The sequence below is a fragment of the Teichococcus wenyumeiae genome, from assembly GCF_003696345.1.
GTDB lineage: Bacteria > Pseudomonadota > Alphaproteobacteria > Acetobacterales > Acetobacteraceae > Pseudoroseomonas > Pseudoroseomonas wenyumeiae.
The window spans coordinates 426,972-446,063 of the sequence record NZ_RFLX01000002.1 but is presented as its reverse complement, the minus strand read 5'-3'; the positions used below and the strand labels follow the sequence as shown (position 1 = coordinate 446,063).

The window sequence follows — 19,092 nt, the reverse complement described above, 5'->3', positions numbered from 1 at the left end:
GTGAGATGGCTCAGGCACGGCGCGCCACAGCTCCTGCAGGCATTGCGGGGCTGTCGCCCGAAGCGGGCGGCGTAGGCTCATTCGACGGAAATTCTTCCCGAGCCACGCTGGCACAGGCAAGCACGGCATCGCGCAGCGAGGAAACCAGGAAGCGCGCCCCCAGGGTGCGGCGCAGTTCCTCGTCCCGCAACGCGGGGTCATCATCCTGCCAGATACCAGCCAGCATCGGCAACTCTGGCGCGCGGCGGTGCAGCCGCTGCAGCAGGTAACGCAGCCTGGAGGGGGTGCCCTGCAACTCCACCGAGCAGACGCAGACCATGCGCACCCCGGTCATATCCAGCGTGCCGATCTCCCGGCGGGAGGCCGCCTGGTGCGGCACCACCCGCGCACCCAGGCCATGCTTGCGCAGGATCTGCGCCAGCAGCATGGCCGAGATCTCGTCCAGCGGCCCGCGCCCGGCGATGCAGAGGATGGCGCCCTCTCGCCGCCAGGCTTCGGGGATTTCCTCCGGCTCGGGCAGCTTGGCGCCGGGCTCGCGCGGCAGCTTCTGCTCGGCATTGGAAAGGCGCAGCATGCGGCTGGCGCCCTGCGGCGGGGTGGGGGCCGGGGGCTCCACATCGGTATAGTCCTGCAGGCCCTCCAGCAGGTCGGCCACCGCTTCGCGGATGCGCTCCAGCTGCTGCGGCGTCACCACGCCGCGGCGCACATCGGCGGCGGCCAGGTGCAGGCCCTTCACCGCCACCTCGTCGTAATAGGAGCAGAGGGAGCGGTCCTTGAGCAGCAGCTCCGCCTGTTCCTGCGCCTCGTCCGGGTCGCCGGCGAGGGTGCGCTGGTAGAAATTCTCCACCGGTGTCAGGGCCGGGCGGTCGCCCAGGATGACGTCGAGGAACTCCAGCCGGTCGATATGGCGCCCCAGCACCACGAGGCACAGCGTCAGCGGGGTGGAGAGCAGTAGGCCGATCGGGCCCCAGATCCAGCTCCAAAAGATCGCCGCCAGCACCACCGAGACCGGCGACATGCCGGTGGAATGGCCATAGGCCAGCGGCTCAATGATATGGCCGATCACCGGCTCGATCGCGAGGAAGAGGGCGGCGGTCCAGATCATCATGGACCAGCCCGGGTCCACCGCGGCGGCCAGGGCCACCGGCAGCACGGCACCCAGGATGGCGCCGACATAGGGCACGAAGCGCAGCAGGCCGGCCAGGATGCCCCAGAGGATGGGGCTGGGTAGGCCAATGATCATCAGGCCCAGGGCGATGATGCAGCCAAAGGCGGCGTTGATGGCCACCTGGGTCAGAAAATAGCGGCTGAGGCGGTAGGCGGCGTCGTCCATCGCCACCGTGGTGCGATGCAGGTCGCTGGAGCCGAAGAGGCGGATCAGCCGGTCGCGCAGATCCTCCCGCTGCAGCAGCACGAAGATCGTGACGATCAGGATGATGCCGATATGCGCCAGCGGGCTCAGCACCGGGGAGAGATAGGTCTTCACCATCTCCAGCGGCGTGGGCTGCGGCTGGTGCACCTCCACCGGCAGGGGTGCCACGGGCTGGCTCGGCTCTGGCCGGACGCTGGGCACGGCCGGCTGGGTGGTCGGCGGCGGCTTCTGCCGGAAGTCCTGACCGGCGCGGTCCACCACGGAATTGAGGCGGCCGATGGTCATGTTTTGCAGCGTGTCGAGCTTGCGACTGATGGTGGACTGGTAGCGCGGCAGGTCGTCGGCCAGCTCGGCCAGTTGGTTGCCGATGATGCCGCCGATGGAAAGCAGCACTCCCAGGGCGATGAAGACCGCCAGGATCACCGAGGGCACCCGCCCCAGTCGCGTCCGCCGCAGCAGGCGGATCAGCGGCGACAGCACCAGGGAGAGCAGGAAGGCGAGCGTCACTGGGATCAGCACGTCCCGGCCCAGGTAGAGGCCGGCGACGATAACCACGGCGCCCGCCAGCGTCGTCAGGCTGCGGGTGTCGGGCATGGCGGGCGGTATCACCTTGGCCGTGCCCCGCCCAAGGGGCGCGATGGGAGAGATGCCGGAAGCGGAGGCCGTGGCGGTGTTGGCTGGTGGCTGGCGGGACGGCGTGTCCGGCATGGAGGCTCAAGCCTTGCGCATGGTGATGGCTGAAGTAACGCGCGGAACGCCCAAATGATCGGGCTGGGCCGAGGGTTTTTTACGCCACGGCCTTGAGGGGCCTGTGACGCCCGCATCAGACCGGCAGGCGGTGGCGCCGCATGCGCGAGCGCTGCCAGGAGAGGGCCGCCACCAGCACCAGCAGCACCGCCGCGACCGCCGCCACCAGCAGATTCAGGTCACGGTCCACCGTATTGGCGGCGATGATGCCCAGCAGCGCCCAGGCGAAGGCGGCCGCGTACCAGGGCGCGCCATGTGCGGTCCAGAGCACGCCTAGCGCCACCCCGGCGGCGGCCAGCAGGATCAGGATGGCGGCGAGGCTGCCGGTCATCCCCTCATTGCGGATGACGCCGGAGAGCACCGCCGCGCTGGCGATATTGACGAAGGTGGCCGCCGAGACCCAGCCGGCGAAAAGGCCGGTGAGGGGGTAGATGATCCAGGTATCCACCCAGCCCTGGCCGGGCTCGGCGCGGGCGATGAAGAAGGCGGCCAGCACGCAGGCCAGCAGCGCCAGGATGACCACCACCAGGTGCCAGCCATTGCCCGTGAGCTGCGAGAGCAGCATCCAGAGGTTGGAGCAGGCGAAGGCCCCCGCCAGCGGCCAGCCCAACCGCCGCGCCGCCACGCTGTCCCGCCCCGCCGGCAATGCCTGCCAGATGCCCCAGGCGATGGCGAGCGTGAAGATCACGCCCCAGATGGAGAAGGCATAGCCAGAGGGAGTGATGGGAGTCTCGGACCCGGCCGACATCTCCTGCATCGTCATGCCGATGCCGAAGACCGGCGCCAGGGCCCCGATCACCGGCTGCAGGATCGGCAGCACGAGGTTGAGGATGGTGCGGAGATTGTTGCTGGTCATGGGATGCGCGCCTCGGGCCAATTGCCTCGGCAACGCATCAGGGCCGCCAGGGTTGGCGGCGGCCGTCGGGGGGCAGCGGACCACCCCCCGGGAAGCATCAGGCGGCGGCCTGGTGGGGGATGCCCTTCTCGTCCAGCAGCGTCGCCAGCTCGCCGGACTGGAACATCTCCATGATGATGTCGCAGCCGCCGACGAACTCGCCCTTCACGTAGAGCTGCGGGATGGTCGGCCAGTTGGTGAAGGACTTGATGCCCTCACGGATCTCGGGGTCCTCCAACACGTTCACGCCCTTGAAGGGCACGCCCATGTGGGACAGGACCTGCACCGAGCGGGCCGAGAAGCCGCACTGCGGGAAGACCGGGGTGCCCTTCATGTAGAGCACCACGGGGTTCTCGGTGATCTCGGCCTGGATGCGGTCGAAGGTGGGGTTGCTCATCGCAAGCGTCCTTACGGGGCTGAGGTCTGAAGGGCGAGGGCATGCAGCTCACCGCCCATGCGGCCCTGCAGGGCGGCATAGACCAGCTGGTGCTGCTGCACACGCGACTTGCCGCGGAAAGCCTCCGAGACCACGGAGGCGGCATAATGGTCGCCATCCCCGGCCAGGTCCTGGATGACCACCTGGGCATCGGGCAGGGCCGCCTTGATATAGGCCTCGATTTCCGCCGGCTGCATCGCCATCGTGCGCTTCCACTCCAGAGCAGGGGGGCGGGCAGTGCGGGGACTGCCCACCGGGTTCCATGTTAGCGGGCCATCAGCGCCGGCAGGAAGGCTTCATGCGCGGCGTGGAGGTCATCCAGCGATATGGACTCGCCACCCGGCAGAACCAAGGCCTTGCCGCCACTGCGGCCGATGCGCGTGGCGGGGAGGCCCGCCGCCTTGGCCGCCTGGATGAAGGCAGTGGCATCGGCGGTGGCGACCACGTAGCGGCCCTGGTCCTCACCGAACCAGAAGGCATGGGCGGGGGTGGTCTGCGGGGCGGCGGCCAGGGTGATGCCGGTCTCGCCCTCCATCGCCATTTCCGCCAGGGCCACCAGCAGCCCGCCATCCGCCAGGTCGTGGCAGGCCTGGATGCGGCCGGAGAGGATGTTCTCGCGGATGAAGTCGCCGGTGCGGCGCTCGGCGGCGAGGTCCACCGGCGGGGGGGCGCCCTCCTCCCGGCCCACGATCTCGCGCAGCCAGAGGGACTGGCCGAGCCAGCCGGCGGTCTCGCCCACCAGCACCAGCTCCTGGCCTTCCTTCAGCGCGTAGCCGATGGCCTTGGAGACATCCTCGATCACGCCCACGCCGCCGATGGCGGGGGTAGGCAGGATGCCCTTGCCTTCCGTCTCGTTGTAAAGGGAGACGTTGCCGGAGACGACCGGGAAGTCCAGCGCGAGGCAGGCCGCGCCCATGCCGCGCACGGCGGCGGCGAACTGGCCCATGATCTCCGGCTTCTCGGGGTTGCCGAAGTTCATGTTGTCCGTGATCGCCAGTGGCCTGGCGCCGGTGGCGGTGATGTTGCGCCAGGCCTCGGCCACCGCCTGCTTGCCGCCTTCCTCCGGGTCCGCCGCGCAGTAGCGGGGGGTGACGTCGGTGGTCATGGCGAGGGCGCGGTTGGTGTCCTCCAGCCGCACGATGGCGGCATCGGCGGCGCCGGGGCGCTTCACGGTCTGGCCGCCGACGGTGCTGTCATACTGGTCCCAGATCCAGCGGCGGGAGCAGAGGTCGGGGGAGCCGACCAGTTTTACCAGTGCCTCCCCGATGCCCATGGGGCTGGGGATGTCGGCGTGGTTCAGGATGGGCTGCTTGGGGGTCTCGGCCGTCGGGCGCTGGTAGAGGGGGGCCTCGGATTCCAGGGGCGCGAGGGGGATGTCGGCTTCCAGCTCGCCATTGTGCTTGATGACGATGTGGCCGGTGTCGGTCAGGTGGCCGATGACGGCGAAATCCAGCTCCCACTTGCGGAAGATGGCCTCGGCGATGTGCTCCTGGCCCGGCTTCAGGATCATCAGCATGCGTTCCTGGCTTTCCGAGAGCATCATCTCGTAGGCCGACATGCCTTCCTCACGCTGCGGCACCAGCTCCATGTTCAGCTCGATGCCGACGCCGCCCTTGCCGGCCATCTCCACGGAGGAGGAGGTCAGGCCGGCGGCGCCCATGTCCTGGATGGCGACGATGACGTCGGTCGCCATCAGTTCCATGCAGGCCTCGATCAGCAGCTTTTCCGAATAGGGGTCGCCGACCTGGACAGTGGGGCGCTTTTCCTCGGAATCCGCGCTGAACTCGGCGGAGGACATGGTGGCGCCGTGGATGCCGTCACGGCCCGTCTTGGAACCCACATAGACCACGGAATTGCCGATGCCGGCGGCGGCACTGAGAAAAATGCGGTCCTTGGGGGCGATGCCCACGGTCATGGCATTGACCAGCGGGTTGCCGTTGTAGGCCGGGTGGAAATTGACCTCGCCGCCCACGGTGGGGACGCCGACGCAGTTGCCGTAGCCGCCGATGCCGCGCACCACGCCATCCAGCACCTGCTGCGTCTTGGGCAGCGAGGGGTCACCGAAGCGGAGCGCGTTGAGGTTGGCGATGGGGCGGGCGCCCATGGTGAAGACATCGCGCAGGATGCCGCCGACGCCGGTGGCGGCGCCCTGGTAGGGCTCGATAAAGGAGGGGTGGTTGTGGCTTTCCATCTTGAAGATGGCGGCCAGGCCTTCACCGATATCGATGACGCCCGCATTCTCACCCGGGCCGTGGATGACCCAGGGGGCCTTGGTGGGCAACTGCTTCAGCCAGTAGCGGCTGGACTTGTAGGAGCAGTGCTCGGACCACATGACCGAGAAGATGCCAAGCTCCGTCAGCGACGGAGTGCGGCCGAGGATGGCCAGGGCACGCTCATACTCATCCGGCTTCAGGCCGAATTCGGCGGCGAGTTGCTTGGCGCGGTCGGGGGCGAGGAGGACGGGCGTCGACATGCCTGCCTTGTCAACACCCGCGCGCCCGTTGTCCAGGGGTGGTTTTGGCATGGCGGGGTTCATGCCCAGGCCAGACGGACGGAGCGGGGGATGCGGCGGCGCCCGGCGGCATCCCGGTGCAGGCGCCGCAAGGCGGCCAGCAGGCGGGCATGGCGCGTTTTGTGCCCGTATTCGCCCGATGGCGGCGGGGCGATTTTTACGCCAGCCAAGGTTTCGGACAAAAGCGGATTGGGCAGCAGCCAGGGCGGGCCGGGCAGGGCGCGGCGCAGGTTGAGGCGGCGTATGAGCACGAGAAAGGGCAGGCCAAGGATGCGGTGCGCGCGGCGGCAGGCGCGGAGAATTTTTTCCTCAAGCTGCCGCAGCGGATGGTTGGGCGCGGCTTCCGCCAGCGCGTGCAGCAGCTTCTGCCAGAGTCCGGCATGGGTGAGGCGGCGGAAGTAGCGGGAGACGGTATCTGCCTTGCCGTAGCACGCGGGGAGCGCGCGCCACGGGAGGGTGGAGGTGGCGATGAAGAAGATGGCTTCCATCCGCTCGCGGTGTTCCTCCAGGCGGCGGCCTTGGGGTGCGCCGGGGAGGAGGTGCGGGAGGAGGGCAGACCATTGGGGGTTTGATATATTAGAATTATGGATTGCCATGCGCGCACCTCCTTAGCAGTCAATGCATAGCGTAAGCTCCTAACATAGGCAAGTTTTCCTACGAAAATTTGATGCGTTGCCGCTTTAATATCGGGTCAAAAAAGGCAAACTTAATCGTTGAAGGCATTCCGATTCGTTTGGTGGACACGGATAGCTGGTTTCGTATTAGTGAATCCCGGAGAGACAAGGCTGTGGCGAAGAAACCGAAACCTAGCGGCCCTTTAAGTGAGCTTTCGCTTGAAATTTTAGCCATCCTAAAGAATGAATTCATAAGTAAAAAAAGAACAACTTCAGAGTTGTTGGATGGCTATGTTGGTGTGAGCATGGAAGAACTGCAGGATGAATTTCTAAGTGATGGCCGAATCTCGCGGGTTGATTACGACCTTGCGTTAAAGAGTCTTGAGGATCGGGGCCTTGTTGGGACGGGGCCAATGAAGATGTACGACAATGAACCTGGATCTTCTGTATTTATATTGTCTCTTTTTAGTTTAAGAGAATATATATATTTAAAAGAAGAAGGCTATAACATTGTGTCTGAAGACAAGAAAAAATCAGTAAAGTCTGATCCGGCTCCGAGGCAAAATGTAACCATCACAGGAGGGCATTTTTACCAATCTCCCATTGGTGTTGGTAAAAAAGTGTCTCAAACATTAAATTTCGATGTAAATGATCAAAATGATACTGTTAATTACTTGGTAGAGCTTCTGTCGAGCGAAGGGGTTTCGGTGGATGCTGCAATGAAATCGCAAGTGGTTGATATGGTGTCCAAAGCAAGCTCCGGAGATATGGCATCAGCTAAACCTATTTATCAGAGAATATTTGGGGCCATAAGCGGACCCGCTAAGGAGGTCGCAGCGGGAGTTCTTACTGCAATTGTTACTAGTTCGTTGGGTATTTGATCAGGAATAGATTAATGGCAACCACAATGTATTTTGAAGAAATCGTTCAAGATCAAGGAGGAGAAGTTACTGCTGAAATTGAAATTGGAAGATCCTCATTTTACGCAGGATGTTCGGTTCCTGCTGGGATCGGAGAAGATAGCGTCTATATCAGGTTCGATGAAAAAACGATCCTCATGGATCGTGCTACAGCAAAGCGCTTTATTGAAGCTGCTATATCTGTGGGTCGTTATCACAGCCTAATCGATTAAAGTATCTAAACTGAAGGGAGGTGCAGGAACCTAAGGTTCCTGCCGGGGTGCAGGGGCAGAGCCCCTGCAAGGCCACCCGCGCTACCTTCCATCCCCGCCCGCGCCGCGCCCTGTGACCGGCGGCGCGCCTAGCGCAACGGGCGGGTGGGCCTAGCTGTGATCCGGTGCCCCTGCTCTCGCGGGGGCTGATCGAGGAAGGATCGCGCGCCCATGACGTCTCATTCCCGTTCCGGCCCTGGGTTGCTGTCCTTGTTGCCGTTGCTGCCGCTGGCGCCCCTGGCGGCGCCGCTGGCCGTGCTGGCGGTGGGGGCTTTTGTGCTCTCCGGCTGCGCGGCGGGGGGTGCGCTTTCGGCGCAGGAGGGGCAGCGGAAGGTGGCGGGGCGGGTGTTTGTCGTCACCGGGGCTTCCAGCGGCTTGGGGCGCGGGGTGGCGGTGAAGCTGGGCGGTTATGGCGCCAGCGTGGTGCTGGCGGCGCGGCGGGCGGCGGTGCTCGAAGAGGTGGCGGCCGAGGTGCGGGCGGCGGGCGGGCAGGCGCTGGTGGTGCAGACCGATGTGTCGGACCCCGATGCGGTGCGCCGGCTGGCGGAGGCTGCGGTGGGGCGCTTCGGGCATATCGATGCCTGGGTGAACAATGCGGGCATTGGCGTGCTGGGGCGGTTCGAGGACGTGCCGGTGGAGGACCATGCCCGCACGGTGGATGTGAACCTGAAGGGCGTGATCTATGGCAGCCATGCGGCGTTGCGGCAGTTCCGCGCGCAGGGGCATGGGGTGCTGGTGAATGTGGGCTCGATCGAGAGCCACCTGGCCATGCCGTATCAGGCCAGTTACGCGGCGACGAAGCATGCCATTCTGGGGCTGAGCAATGCGTTGCGGCAGGAGCTGCGGCTGGCGGGGCAGCCGCGCATCCAGGTGGCGACGGTGCTGCCCTGGGGCATCGACACGCCGTGGTGGGAGGTGGCGGCGAATTACAGCGGCCGTTCCCCGCGCATCCGGCCGATGGATGGGCCGGAGGATACGGTGGATGCCGTGATCCATGCCGCGCTGTGGCCGCGGCGGGAGATTCCGGTGGGCTTCAAGGCGGAGGCGGCGGTGCTGGGGCACCAGGTGTTGCCGGCGCTGGTGGAGCGGCTGGGGGCGGATGCCTATCACGGCAGCATGGCATCGGCGCCGGTGGCGCCGGACCGGGTCGGCGCGATCTACCAGCCGATCGAGCAGGGGGTGCCGGTGGGCGTGGAGGGCGGCGTGCGGGCGCGCATGGCGCGGGAGGATGCGGGGCGCTGAGGGGGTGCCGCGCCGGCGGTGGGGCCGGCGCGGCGGGCTGGCCTTAGAAGCCGATGATGCCGGTGACCCAGAGCAGGATGACGATGATGCCCGGGACGCCGAGGAACCAGAGGAGCAGCGGCATGGGTCGTCCTTTCAACGGTTCTGTTCAACACGCCCGATGATCAGGCGGCGTGGGCATAACCGTTAGGGATGACACTTGTTTCATCTGCCGCGCGCTTCGCACCAAGACGTGTGCGGTGGGCGCGCCCCCGGTGGTGGCGGGGGCGCGGCGGCGGTCAGGCGGTGGCGAGGGTTTCGGTGATGGAGCGGAAGAGCGGCAGGCCGTCCTCGCCGCCCATCAGCGGGTCCACCAGGTCCTCGGGATGCGGCATCATGCCGAGGATGCGGCGGTTGTCGGAGACGATGCCGGCGATGTTGTTGCGGGCGCCGTTGCGGTTGGCGGCCTCGGTGGGCTGGCCTTCGGCGTCCACGTAGCGGAAGACCACGCGGCCTTCGCCTTCAAGGCGGTCCAGGGTGGCGTCGTCGGCGAAGTAGTTGCCGTCGCCATGGGCCATGGGGGCGCGGAAGACCTCGCCCTGCTGCCACTGGCTGGTGAAGGGGGTGTCGGTGCGCTCCACCCGCAGGTTGCAGTCCATGGAGAGGAAGCGGAGGGAGGCGTTGCGCAGCAGGGCGCCGGGCAGCAGGCCGGATTCGGCCAGGATCTGGAAGCCGTTGCAGACGCCGAGGATATGGCCGCCGCGCGCCGCGTGGTCATGGATGGCGGACATGATGGGGGAGCGTGCGGCCATGGCGCCGCAGCGCAGGTAGTCGCCGTGGGAGAAGCCACCGGGCAGCACCACGAGGTCGGTGCCGGCGGGCAGGCTGGTTTCCGTGTGGAAGACCATGGCGGGCTTGCGGCCGCTGGCCTTCTGCAGGGCGATGGCCATGTCGCGTTCCCGGTTGGTGCCGGGGAAGATGATGATGGCGGCGTTCATGTCGGGCGGGCCTCCGTTGCAGGGGCGGCGTCGGGGGAGGGTGTGGGCGCGCAGGGCAGGGGCGGTGCCGTGCGGCTGGTGGTCAGGGCGGTTTCCAGCACCGGGGCCCAGGGGGCGTCGGCGGGGGTGTCCTTCAGCGCCAGGGCGGCCCATTCCGCCAGCGGCGCCGGGGGCGGCAGGCAGAGGCCGAGGGCCGGGTTGCGCTGGGACAGGCCGGTGATGAAGTGGCCGACAAAGGCGGCGCAGTCCTTCCGGGCGTTGCCCCAGCCGTGGCAGAGGTTGGCCAGCGGGCCGGCCAGGGTGGCGGCGGGGGAATTGGCGCCGGAATGGATGCGCGGCAGGCCGGGCTCACGCCCGGGCAGCATGGCGATCACGGCGACGGCCGCGGCGGCCAGCCCCAGCATGGGTAGCAGGTTGCGGGTTATCCGAACCATACGCGGATCCAGTGCAGGCCGCCGATCAGCACGATGGTGGCCACGGCGGCGATGGCGGCGGCGGTGACCCAGCGGTCGATGCCGGCCTTGCCGCGGGCGACCAGCCCCATGCGCTGCTGCTTGGCGCGGCGCTCGGCCGCCAGGGCGGGGTTGCCCAGGCGGTCCTCGCGCCAGCGCAGGCCCATGCCGATCAGCACGGTCAGCAGCAGCATGAGCAGCAGGGAGGCTTTCACCATGTGCTCATGCCTCCCCGGCCGTGCCCGTTCAGGCGAGTTCGACCTTGAAGGACTCAATGACGGTATTGGCCAGCAGGCGGCGGGCCATGTCCTCGGCGGCGGCCTTGGCCTTGGCCGGGTCGGTCTCGGCCAGTTCCAGCTCGATCACCTTGCCGGCGCGCACTTCACCAACGCCCTGGAAGCCGAGCGTGCCGAGCGCATGGCCGATGGCCTTGCCCTGCGGGTCCAGCACGCCGTTCTTTGGCATGACCGTCACATAAGCCTTCATCACTGCATAGCCTCCGGGCCCTTCATGTCGCGCACGCCGGCCTCGGGCGTGATGCCGAGGCGGGAGGCGACTTCCTGATATGCTTCCTCGACCTTGCCCATGTCGCGGCGGAAGCGGTCCTTGTCCATCTTCTCGCCGGTCTTGGCGTCCCAGAGGCGGCAATTGTCCGGGCTGATCTCGTCGGCCAGGACGATGCGCATCTCGTCGTTCTCGTAGAGCCGGCCGAATTCCAGCTTGAAGTCCACCAGCACGATGCCGACGCCGAGGAAGAGGCCGCAGAGGAAGTCGTTGATGCGCAGCGTCAGCGCCACCATGTCGTCCAGGTCCTGGGTGGAGGCCCAGCCGAAGCAGGTGATGTGCTCCTCGGACACCATGGGGTCCTGGAGGCCGTCGTTCTTGTAGTAATACTCGACAATGGAGCGTGGCAGGCGGGTGCCTTCCTGGATGCCCAGGCGCGTGGAGAGGCTGCCGGCGGCGACATTGCGCACCACCACCTCCAGCGGGATGATCTCCACCTCGCGGATCAGCTGCTCGCGCATGTTCAGGCGGCGGATGAAATGTGTGGGCACGCCGATCTCGCCGAGCCGCAGCATCAGGTACTCGCTGATGCGGTTGTTCAGCACGCCCTTGCCGGTGATGATGCCCTTCTTGGTGCCGTTGCCGGCGGTGGCGTCGTCCTTGAAATACTGCACCAGCGTGCCGGGCTCAGGGCCTTCAAACAGAACCTTGGCCTTACCTTCATAGAGCTGCCGGCGACGCGCCATGATGCGGGAATCCTTATCGACGCCGGGAACGGGGGCCGGCTGTCCGTGGGGGCGTATAGCAAAAGGGGGCGTCATGCGCCAACCGGCAGCACCGCCCCCCAGCCATGCAAGCGCCCCGGCGGCGCGCCTCAGCGCAGGCCCTGCTGCCGGATCCAGCCCGCGAAACGGCCCAGGAAGCCGGTCAGGAAGGCCTTGGTGCCCTCGTTGGTGATGTTGAACTCCGGGTCCACCAGCCCTTCCTTGAACTGGATATAGACCTCCGGCTGCCCCAGCACCTGCATGTCCAGCACCGTCATCACGGCCCGCATCTGCTGCTGCGCCGCCGCCGTGCCCACCGCGCCGGGGGAGGCGCCGATGCTGGCCGCCGGCTTCCCCGCCAGGCAGGCCTCGCCATAGGGGCGGGAGCCCCAGTCCAGCGCGTTCTTCATCGGCGCGGGGATGGAGCGGTTGTATTCCGGCGTCACGAACAACACCGCATCCGCCGCGCCCACCGCCGCGCGGAAGGCATCCGCCGCCGGGGTGCTGCCGTCGATGTCGGGGTTGTAGAGCGGCAGGTCGGCGATGGGGACGATGGTCAGCTCCATCGCCGGCAGGGCCAGCTTGGCCAGGGCACGGGCGAGCTGCTCATTGATGGAACCCTGGCGCAGGCTGCCGACAATGACGGCGACTTTATGCGGGGCGGCGTCGGTCATGCTCATGAAGCGCGGTCCTTTGCGATGCTGCGTGGCGCAGATGGGGCGGTGCGGCGAGTTCCGGAAGGGTTTGCCCGCCGGGCTGGCTCAGGCCGCGCCGGGCGCGGGCACCGCCGGCCCCGGCACCGCCCTGTCATGCCGGCCCCAGGCGCGGCCGGGCTCCCAGACCGCGTCAGGGGCGCTCCAGAGCCGGGCGTCGCGCATCGCGGCGGTCAGGGCAGCGGCCACCACGGCCAGCAGCTTCTCGCCCTTCTCGGCGGTGGCGGCGCGCGGGTCGCCGATCACGCCGGTCAGCGGCGCGCGCTCGGCAAAGGACCAGAAGCGGCTGAAGGGCGCGCCGGGCGCGTCGCTGCCGGCGGAGATGGTGTTGGCGATCTCCTCCTGCCGCACCTGGGCGGCATCCAGGTGCAGCCAGAAGCTGGTCTCGGCCTCGCAGGCATGCTGCACGCCGGGCTGGGTATCCAGCAGCTGGCCGATCTTGTCCCCCGCCACATGGAAGACCGTGGTGGCCACCACCGGCATGTTGAACTCGACGCAAAGCTCGCGCGCCGAGACCGCCAGCGGGTCGATGTTGCCGCCATGGCTGTTGATCAGCAGCAGCCGCCTGAAGCCATCGGCGCGGATGGAGCGGCAGACGCCGCGCAGCACGCCATGGAAGGTGGCGTAATCCAGCGTGATGGTGCCGCCGAAGGGCAGGTGGTGCTCGGACATGCCCAGCCACATCGGCGGCAGCACGATGGCCGGCGTGCCGGCCCCGGCCGCCTGCGCCGCCGCGCGCAGGGCGCAGGCATGGCCGATCATGCTGTCGGTCCAGACCGGCAGATGCGGCCCGTGCTGCTCCAGCGAGGCCACCGGCAGCACCACCAGGGCATCCTGCGCCGCCAGGGCGCGCAACTCCGGCGCGGTGCGGCGCTCCCAGCGGACGGCGTCGGTTCCGGTATCTGCCATGGCGACCTCCTGCGATTCGGCGCGTTACGGAACCATGACCGGGGCCGGGGTGGAAGAGGCCCCGCCCGGCCGGTGCCACCGCAGCAGGAGAGAATGCCCATGTCCCAATACGACCCCGGCCACCTGATCGAATCCTGCCGGGTTACCCGGGGCAAGGGCTTCCGCCTGACGGACCACCCGACCCGCCTGGACGACCCCGGCATCGACAAGGCGGAGGCCGAGGCGGCGCTGAGGGATGCGGTGCACCGGCTGGATGGGCTGCAGCAGCGCCTTTATGCCGAGGACCGGCAATCGGTGCTGGTGATCTTCCAGGCCATGGATGGCGGCGGCAAGGACAGCACCATCCGCGCCGTCTTCTCCGGCATCAACCCGCAGGGCTGCCAGGTGATGTCCTTCAAGGCGCCGGGGCCGGAGGAACTGGCGCATGACTTCCTGTGGCGCCACATGCAGGCGCTGCCGGCGCGCGGGCGCATCGCCGTGCACAACCGCTCCTGGTACGAGGAGGTGCTGGTGGCGCGGGTGCATCCCGAGGTGCTGGCCCGCCGCAAGCTGCCCGAGGCGCGGGTGACGGGGCATATCTGGCGGGAGCGGCTGGAGGATATCGCGGGCTTCGAGCGCTACCTGGCACGGCAGGGCGTCATCCTCCTCAAGTTCTTCCTGCACCTGGGCAAGGAGGAACAGCGCCAGCGCTTCCTGGCCCGCATCGACGAGCCCGAGAAGAACTGGAAGTTCGACGCCGGCGACGTGGCCGAGCGCGTGCATTGGGACGCCTATCAGGAAGCCTATCAGGAGGCCATCGCCGGCACGGCGGCGCCGGAAGCGCCCTGGCTGGTGGTGCCGGCGGACCGCAAGTGGCTGGCGCGGCTGATCGTGGCGGAAACCCTGGTCGCGGCCCTGGCCAAGGCCGACCCCCGCTACCCCGAGACGGAGCCGCAGCGGCGGGCGGAGCTGCTGAAGCAGCGCGCGGTGCTGGAAGCGGAAGCGTGACACTGCGCCCCGGCACGGGCTTCCCGATCCAGGCCACGCAGGCCCTTGAACAACCAGGCTTCATTTTGATTCGATAACGCAATGTCGCATGCTTCCATCCCCGCCGCGAGCCGGGGCAAAGGGAGGCTGCCATGTACATCACCCTCAGGCGCTATGCCGGGGCGGCGGCTCGGATGAACAGGATCGCCGCCAAGGTCCAGGCAGGGCTGGTGCCCATCCTGAGCCGTTCGGCCGGCTTCAAGGGCTATTGCGCGGTGGGAGCGGAGGATGGCGACGGCGCCTCGGTGTCGCTGTTCGAGCGGGAGGAGCAGGCGGCCCAGGCCAATGCACAGGCCCGCTCCTGGGTACAGGCCGAGCTGCGCGACCTGCTGCCGGACCCGCCGGAGATCTTCGCCGCGCATGTCGATGTCAGCGCGGAAGCCGCCGGGCAGGGCGGCGCCTTCGGCGGGCGCAGCGGTGAGCTTTACGTGGTGATCCGCGAGTTCCGGGACATGACCAGGCCCGATGATGCGGAGCGCTTCGCCCGCGAGACCTCGATGCCCCTGATCCGCGGCATGCCGGGTTTCCTGGCCTTCTATTCCGGCTGGGGCGATGCCGGCAGAACCAGGGCGGCGGTCTTCACGCTGTTCGACAACCGCGAGCATGCCTGGCAGGCGAATGAACAGGTGCTGTCCCTGGTCCGCGAGAAGGGTGGATCGGCGGTTCCGCCGCCATTCCGGGTGACCGCGGGCAAGGCGCTGGTCGCCGCCGCCTGAGGATATCCTGGGCAGGAGGGCCCGGTCTCCGGCCGGCTCCTCCTGGCCGCGCGGAAGTGGCGGCCATGGCGATGGCGGCGGCTGGGCGCGGCCGGCACCGGGGGCCCGCAAGCCGGGCGGTGCGGCGCGCCGCCGCGAGGGATGGGAGGAACGCCATGGCACGGGACGATGTTCTGATCGTTGGCGCGGGGCCGACCGGCCTGGTCCTGGCGCTCTGGCTCACGACCATGGGCGTGAGGGTCCGCGTCATCGACAGGACGGCCGGGCCCGGCACCACCTCCCGCGCCATGGCCGTCCAGGCCCGCACGCTGGAGCTGTACCGCCAGCTTGACCTGGCGGAGGCCGTGGCCGAGGCCGGGCGCCGGAACCCGGCCCTGAATCTCTGGGTAAGGGGCCGGCGGAAGGCGCGCCTGTCCTTCGGCTCGGCCGGGGCCGGGCTGACGCCCTATCCCTTCGTGCTGATCTATCCGCAGGACCAGCACGAGCAGCTGCTGGTGGCGCGGCTGGAGGCGATGGGCGTGGCGGTCGAGCGGCGGACGGAGCTACTCGATTTCGAGAACCGGGACGGGCATGTCGCCGCGCGCCTCCGCGCCCCAGGGGGCGGTGAGGAGATCCACGAGGCCTGCTACCTCGCCGGCTGCGACGGCGCGCGCTCGACCACCCGCCACCGGCTCGGGATGGGCTTCGAGGGCGGCACCTACGACCAGACCTTCTACGTGGCCGATGTGGAGGCCAGCGGCCCGGCGGCCGATGGCGAGTTGCACCTCTCCCTGGAGACGGCGGATTTCGTGGCGTTGCTGGCCTATGGCCGGCCGGGGCAGGGCCGCCTGATCGGCACCCTGCGCGACGGGCGGGAGGAGGCGGAGGCGCTGGGCTTCGCCGATGTCGGGCAACGGGCCATCGGGAGCCTGGGGCTGCGCATTGGCCGGGTGAACTGGTTCTCCACCTACCGCGTGCATCACCGCGTCACCGACCATTACCGGCGCGGGCGGGTCTTCCTGCTGGGCGATGCCGCCCATATCCACAGCCCGGCGGGTGGCCAGGGCATGAACACCGGCATCGGCGACGCCATCAACCTGGCCTGGAAGCTGGCGGCGGTGCTGAAGGGGCAGGCGCCGGACAGCCTGCTGGACAGCTACGAGGCCGAGCGCCTGCCCTTCGCCCGCCGGCTGGTGGCCACCACCGACCGCGTCTTCTCGCTGGTCACCGCCGAGGGCGGCCTGGCCGATCTGGTGCGGACCAGGCTGGCGCCGGTGCTGGCGGCGGCGGCCTTCCGGGCGGGCCCGGCGCGCGAGGCCATGTTCCGCACCCTCTCCCAGACCGGGCTGCGGTATCGCGGGAGCCCTTTGAGCCAGGGGATCGCCGGCCGGGTGCGGGGCGGGGACCGGCTGCCCTGGGTGGCCTGTGAGGGCGGGGACAATTTCGAACCGCTGCGGGCCATCACCTGGCAGGTGCATGTCTATGGCGCGGCAGGCGACGGGCTGCGGGCCTGGTGCGGGGAGAACGGGCTGCCCCTGCATGTCTTCGGCTGGCATCCGCGCCACGGCGGGGCGGGCTTCGCCCGCGACGCGGCCTATCTGGTGCGGCCGGATACCTATGTCGCCCTCGCGGACCCCGAGGCGGAGGCGGCCAGTCTCGGGCGCTATTTCAGCGAGCGCGCCATGGTGCCCGGCGAAGGCCCTGGCTCCCGGCTGCGGGTGCCCTTTGCCCAGGCCAGCGCGGCACCGGCCCCATGACCTTTCCAGCCTGGACGCCATGCCGCCGTGGCTGCCGTCAAGGCGGGGCGCAGGATGCCCTGACCGCCGCGCCCAGCCGCTCCGCCGCCCGCTTCAAGGCCGCCGGGGCATGGCCGGAATAGCCCAGCACGAAGCCATCCGGCCCGCCCGGCGTGACGCGGGTCTCGGACAGCAGCCAGGCTTCCACCCCGGCGGCCGCGCGGATCTCGGCCGCCGCGCCGGGCGGCAGGCCTTCGGGCAGGGTGGCGAGGAGATGCAGGCCCTGGTCCGGCACCGCGACGCGCAGCAGGCCGCCGGACGCCTGCGCCAGGGTGGCGGCCACGAGGTCGCGCGCCGCGCGGTAGCGGGAGCGCATGCGGCGGATATGCGCGGCGAAGCCGCCGCCGGCCAGCAGGTCCGCCACCGCATCCGCCATGGGGCCGGGCGGGAAGCGGTCCGCCACCGCCCGCGCCGCCGCGACACGCGGCAGCAGCGCCGGCGGCAACACCGCGTAGCCGATGCGCAGGCCGGGAAAGAGCGTCTTGGAAAAGGTGCCGAGATAGATGACGCGCGCTTCCGCATCGATGCCGGCCAGGGCGGTGAGCGGCGGGCCGGCGTAGCGGAACTCGCTGTCGTAATCGTCCTCCAGCACCCAGGCGCCGGCCTGGCGCGCCCAGTCCAGCAGCGCCAGGCGGCGCGCCATGCTCATGGTGACGCCGGTGGGGAACTGGTGGGAGGGCGTGACATAGGCCAGCCGCGCCGCCGGTGCCCGCTGCCGGCCCGCCGCCACGTCCAGCCCGGCGGCATCCACCGGCACCGGCACGGGGCGGGCACCGGCAGCCTCGAAGGTGCGGCGGGCGGCGGGGTAGCCGGGGTCTTCCATCCAGAGGGCGTCGCCCGGTTGCAGCAGGGTCTCGGCGCAGAGCCGCAGCGCCTGCTGCGTGCCGCTGGTGACCAGCACCTGGCCGGGGTCGCAGGCGATGCCGCGCGTGGCAGCCAGATGAGCGGCCACGGCCTCGCGCAGCGGCAGGCTGCCGCGCGGGTCGCCATAGCCGAAATGCGCCGGGTCGGGCGCGGCGAGGCGGCGGCGCAGGGCGCGGGAGAACTGGTTGAGCAGCAGCGGGTCCGGATGCGTGCGGCCCAGCGCGAAGGCGCCCTGGCCGGCGGTGGCGGGCAAGGCCGGGGCAGGGGCGGCGGGCGCGGGGGCGGGCGGCAGGTGGGGGGCCACAAAGGTGCCGGCGCCGGTGCGGGCCTCGGCCAGACCGTCGCTGAGCAATTGCTCATAGGCCACCACCACGGCGTTGCGCCGCAGGCCGAGTTGTTCCGCCAGGGCGCGGGAGGCGGGCAGGCGCAGCCCGGCCGGCAGGCGGCCGCCCAGGATGGCGGCGCGCAGCCCGGCATGCAGGCGGCTGGACTGGCTGCCGCCGCCTTCCAGCAGCAGGGGCAGTTCCAGCGGCGCGGCTTTGGCTGAATTGGTCGTCATGTCCCGTCCCGGATTGGCCCTTTCGCCGACCAGTTCCATGGCGCCAGACTGCTCCTGTCAACCGAGGGCCTGCCTGCCATGTCCGTCACCGCCGATGCCGCCACCTATCCGGTGGACCAGCGCAACCGCGTGAAGCGCCGCCACGATCGGGGCTTCTACGACCACGCCACGGTGCATGCGCTGCTGGATGCCGCCATCCTCTGCCATGTGTCCTATGTCATCGACGGGCAGCCCTATTGCACGCCGACGTTGTTCTGGCGGGAAGGCAACCACCTCTACTGGCACGGCAGCAGCGCCAGCCGGATGCTGCGCAACCTTTCGGACGGCCAGCCGGCCTGCCTGACGGTGACGCATCTGGACAGCCTCGTGCTGGCGCGCTGCGGCTTCAACCATTCGGCCGACTACCGCTCCGTCATGTGCTTCGGCCAGGCGCGGCTGGAGGAGGATGCGGAGGAGAAGCGCCGCGCCCTGGTGATGATGGTGGACCGCTTCTTCCCCAACCGCACGGCGGAGCTGCGCCAGAGCACGGCGCAGGAGATCAAGGCCACCGCCGTGGTGGTGATGGAGATCGAGCGCGCCTCGGCCAAGATCCGCGCCAAGGGCGTGGCGGATGACGACGAGGATTACGCACTGCCGGTCTATGCCGAGCGCCTGCCGGTGCGGACCGTGATCGGCGCGCCGGAGCCCTGCCCGCGCCTGCTGCCGGGCGTGGCGCGGCCGGGGAACCTGGCGGGCTACCGCGCCGGGCGGCTGCTGGAGGAGGCGCTGGCCGAGGCGCATGCGCAGGCCTACGCGCCGGGCTGAGACGGGCGCGGGCGGCGGCAAGGAACCGTTCATCCCGAGG

The 19,092-nt window shown here is 68.9% G+C and carries 21 protein-coding genes; 7 read left to right on the top strand and 14 right to left on the bottom strand.

What is annotated here, in order from left to right:
- Nucleotides 1-10: 10 nt before the first annotated feature.
- The 6 genes from EBE87_RS05115 to EBE87_RS05090 form a co-directional block, all read right to left on the bottom strand.
- Nucleotides 11-2,080, bottom strand: a complete 2,070-nt coding sequence (locus tag EBE87_RS05115; RefSeq protein WP_120639221.1) for an AI-2E family transporter — start codon at nt 2,078-2,080, stop codon at nt 11-13.
- Between the two features lie 115 nt (nt 2,081-2,195).
- On the bottom strand, nt 2,196-2,975 hold the full coding sequence (locus EBE87_RS05110; RefSeq protein WP_120639220.1) for a hypothetical protein: 780 nt from the start codon (nt 2,973-2,975) through the stop codon (nt 2,196-2,198).
- Between the two features lie 97 nt (nt 2,976-3,072).
- Nucleotides 3,073-3,411 (bottom strand): Grx4 family monothiol glutaredoxin, encoded by a 339-nt coding sequence (gene grxD, locus EBE87_RS05105; RefSeq protein ID WP_120639219.1) that lies wholly within the window; start codon nt 3,409-3,411, stop codon nt 3,073-3,075.
- Between the two features lie 11 nt (nt 3,412-3,422).
- On the bottom strand, nt 3,423-3,653 hold the full coding sequence (locus EBE87_RS05100) for a BolA family protein (protein ID WP_120639218.1): 231 nt from the start codon (nt 3,651-3,653) through the stop codon (nt 3,423-3,425).
- A gap of 62 nt (nt 3,654-3,715) precedes the next feature.
- Nucleotides 3,716-5,923, bottom strand: a complete 2,208-nt coding sequence (gene purL / locus EBE87_RS05095; RefSeq protein WP_120639217.1) for a phosphoribosylformylglycinamidine synthase subunit PurL — start codon at nt 5,921-5,923, stop codon at nt 3,716-3,718.
- Between the two features lie 59 nt (nt 5,924-5,982).
- Nucleotides 5,983-6,558 carry a transposase gene (locus EBE87_RS05090; protein WP_120639216.1) on the bottom strand — a complete coding sequence of 192 codons (576 nt, stop codon included), beginning with the start codon at nt 6,556-6,558 and terminating at the stop codon, nt 5,983-5,985.
- Between the two features lie 71 nt (nt 6,559-6,629).
- Between EBE87_RS05090 and EBE87_RS28595 the strand changes: the two genes are divergently transcribed.
- From EBE87_RS28595 to EBE87_RS05080, 3 genes are all read left to right on the top strand, one after another.
- Nucleotides 6,630-7,457 (top strand): hypothetical protein, encoded by an 828-nt coding sequence (locus EBE87_RS28595; RefSeq protein ID WP_147426116.1) that lies wholly within the window; start codon nt 6,630-6,632, stop codon nt 7,455-7,457.
- A gap of 14 nt (nt 7,458-7,471) precedes the next feature.
- Nucleotides 7,472-7,708 (top strand): hypothetical protein, encoded by a 237-nt coding sequence (locus EBE87_RS05085; RefSeq protein ID WP_120639215.1) that lies wholly within the window; start codon nt 7,472-7,474, stop codon nt 7,706-7,708.
- 210 nt (nt 7,709-7,918) lie between these two features.
- A complete protein-coding gene (locus EBE87_RS05080; RefSeq protein WP_120639214.1) occupies nt 7,919-8,989 on the top strand; it encodes an SDR family NAD(P)-dependent oxidoreductase in 1,071 nt (356 codons plus the stop codon).
- A gap of 278 nt (nt 8,990-9,267) precedes the next feature.
- Here the strand turns inward: EBE87_RS05080 and purQ are convergent, their stop codons facing one another.
- The 7 genes from purQ to EBE87_RS05045 form a co-directional block, all read right to left on the bottom strand.
- Nucleotides 9,268-9,966: a phosphoribosylformylglycinamidine synthase subunit PurQ gene (gene purQ, locus EBE87_RS05075; RefSeq protein WP_120639213.1), complete on the bottom strand. Its 699-nt coding sequence runs from the start codon at nt 9,964-9,966 to the stop codon at nt 9,268-9,270.
- On the bottom strand, nt 9,963-10,400 hold the full coding sequence (locus EBE87_RS05070; RefSeq protein WP_147426115.1) for a hypothetical protein: 438 nt from the start codon (nt 10,398-10,400) through the stop codon (nt 9,963-9,965). Before EBE87_RS05070 ends, purQ begins: the two co-directional genes overlap by 4 nt.
- On the bottom strand, nt 10,388-10,636 hold the full coding sequence (locus EBE87_RS05065; protein WP_120639211.1) for a hypothetical protein: 249 nt from the start codon (nt 10,634-10,636) through the stop codon (nt 10,388-10,390). Before EBE87_RS05065 ends, EBE87_RS05070 begins: the two co-directional genes overlap by 13 nt.
- 28 nt (nt 10,637-10,664) lie before the next feature.
- Complete coding sequence (purS, locus tag EBE87_RS05060) at nt 10,665-10,904, bottom strand: phosphoribosylformylglycinamidine synthase subunit PurS (protein ID WP_120639210.1); 240 nt, start codon at nt 10,902-10,904, stop codon at nt 10,665-10,667.
- Nucleotides 10,904-11,668 (bottom strand): phosphoribosylaminoimidazolesuccinocarboxamide synthase, encoded by a 765-nt coding sequence (purC, locus tag EBE87_RS05055; RefSeq protein ID WP_120639209.1) that lies wholly within the window; start codon nt 11,666-11,668, stop codon nt 10,904-10,906. The genes purS and purC overlap by 1 nt, the downstream gene beginning before the upstream one ends.
- A gap of 128 nt (nt 11,669-11,796) precedes the next feature.
- Nucleotides 11,797-12,366 carry an NADPH-dependent FMN reductase gene (locus tag EBE87_RS05050; RefSeq protein WP_233553296.1) on the bottom strand — a complete coding sequence of 190 codons (570 nt, stop codon included), beginning with the start codon at nt 12,364-12,366 and terminating at the stop codon, nt 11,797-11,799.
- Nucleotides 12,367-12,447: 81 nt separating this feature from the next.
- Nucleotides 12,448-13,308, bottom strand: coding sequence for a creatininase family protein (locus EBE87_RS05045; RefSeq protein WP_122139912.1), 861 nt, complete (start codon nt 13,306-13,308; stop codon nt 12,448-12,450).
- Nucleotides 13,309-13,407: 99 nt separating this feature from the next.
- On the opposite strand from EBE87_RS05045, the gene EBE87_RS05040 reads away from it, so the two are divergent.
- The 3 genes from EBE87_RS05040 to EBE87_RS05030 all read left to right on the top strand — a co-directional run bounded on the left by EBE87_RS05040 (nt 13,408) and on the right by EBE87_RS05030 (nt 16,786).
- Nucleotides 13,408-14,295: a polyphosphate kinase 2 family protein gene (locus EBE87_RS05040; RefSeq protein WP_120640994.1), complete on the top strand. Its 888-nt coding sequence runs from the start codon at nt 13,408-13,410 to the stop codon at nt 14,293-14,295.
- A gap of 131 nt (nt 14,296-14,426) precedes the next feature.
- Nucleotides 14,427-15,050, top strand: a complete 624-nt coding sequence (locus EBE87_RS05035) for a hypothetical protein (RefSeq protein WP_158601064.1) — start codon at nt 14,427-14,429, stop codon at nt 15,048-15,050.
- Between the two features lie 155 nt (nt 15,051-15,205).
- On the top strand, nt 15,206-16,786 hold the full coding sequence (locus EBE87_RS05030) for an FAD-dependent oxidoreductase (RefSeq protein ID WP_120640992.1): 1,581 nt from the start codon (nt 15,206-15,208) through the stop codon (nt 16,784-16,786).
- Between the two features lie 37 nt (nt 16,787-16,823).
- Here the strand turns inward: EBE87_RS05030 and pdxR are convergent, their stop codons facing one another.
- Nucleotides 16,824-18,248, bottom strand: coding sequence for a MocR-like pyridoxine biosynthesis transcription factor PdxR (pdxR, locus tag EBE87_RS05025; RefSeq protein ID WP_199726490.1), 1,425 nt, complete (start codon nt 18,246-18,248; stop codon nt 16,824-16,826).
- A gap of 78 nt (nt 18,249-18,326) precedes the next feature.
- On the opposite strand from pdxR, the gene EBE87_RS05020 reads away from it, so the two are divergent.
- Nucleotides 18,327-19,052: a pyridoxamine 5'-phosphate oxidase family protein gene (locus EBE87_RS05020; protein ID WP_120640702.1), complete on the top strand. Its 726-nt coding sequence runs from the start codon at nt 18,327-18,329 to the stop codon at nt 19,050-19,052.
- Nucleotides 19,053-19,092 lie beyond the last annotated feature (40 nt).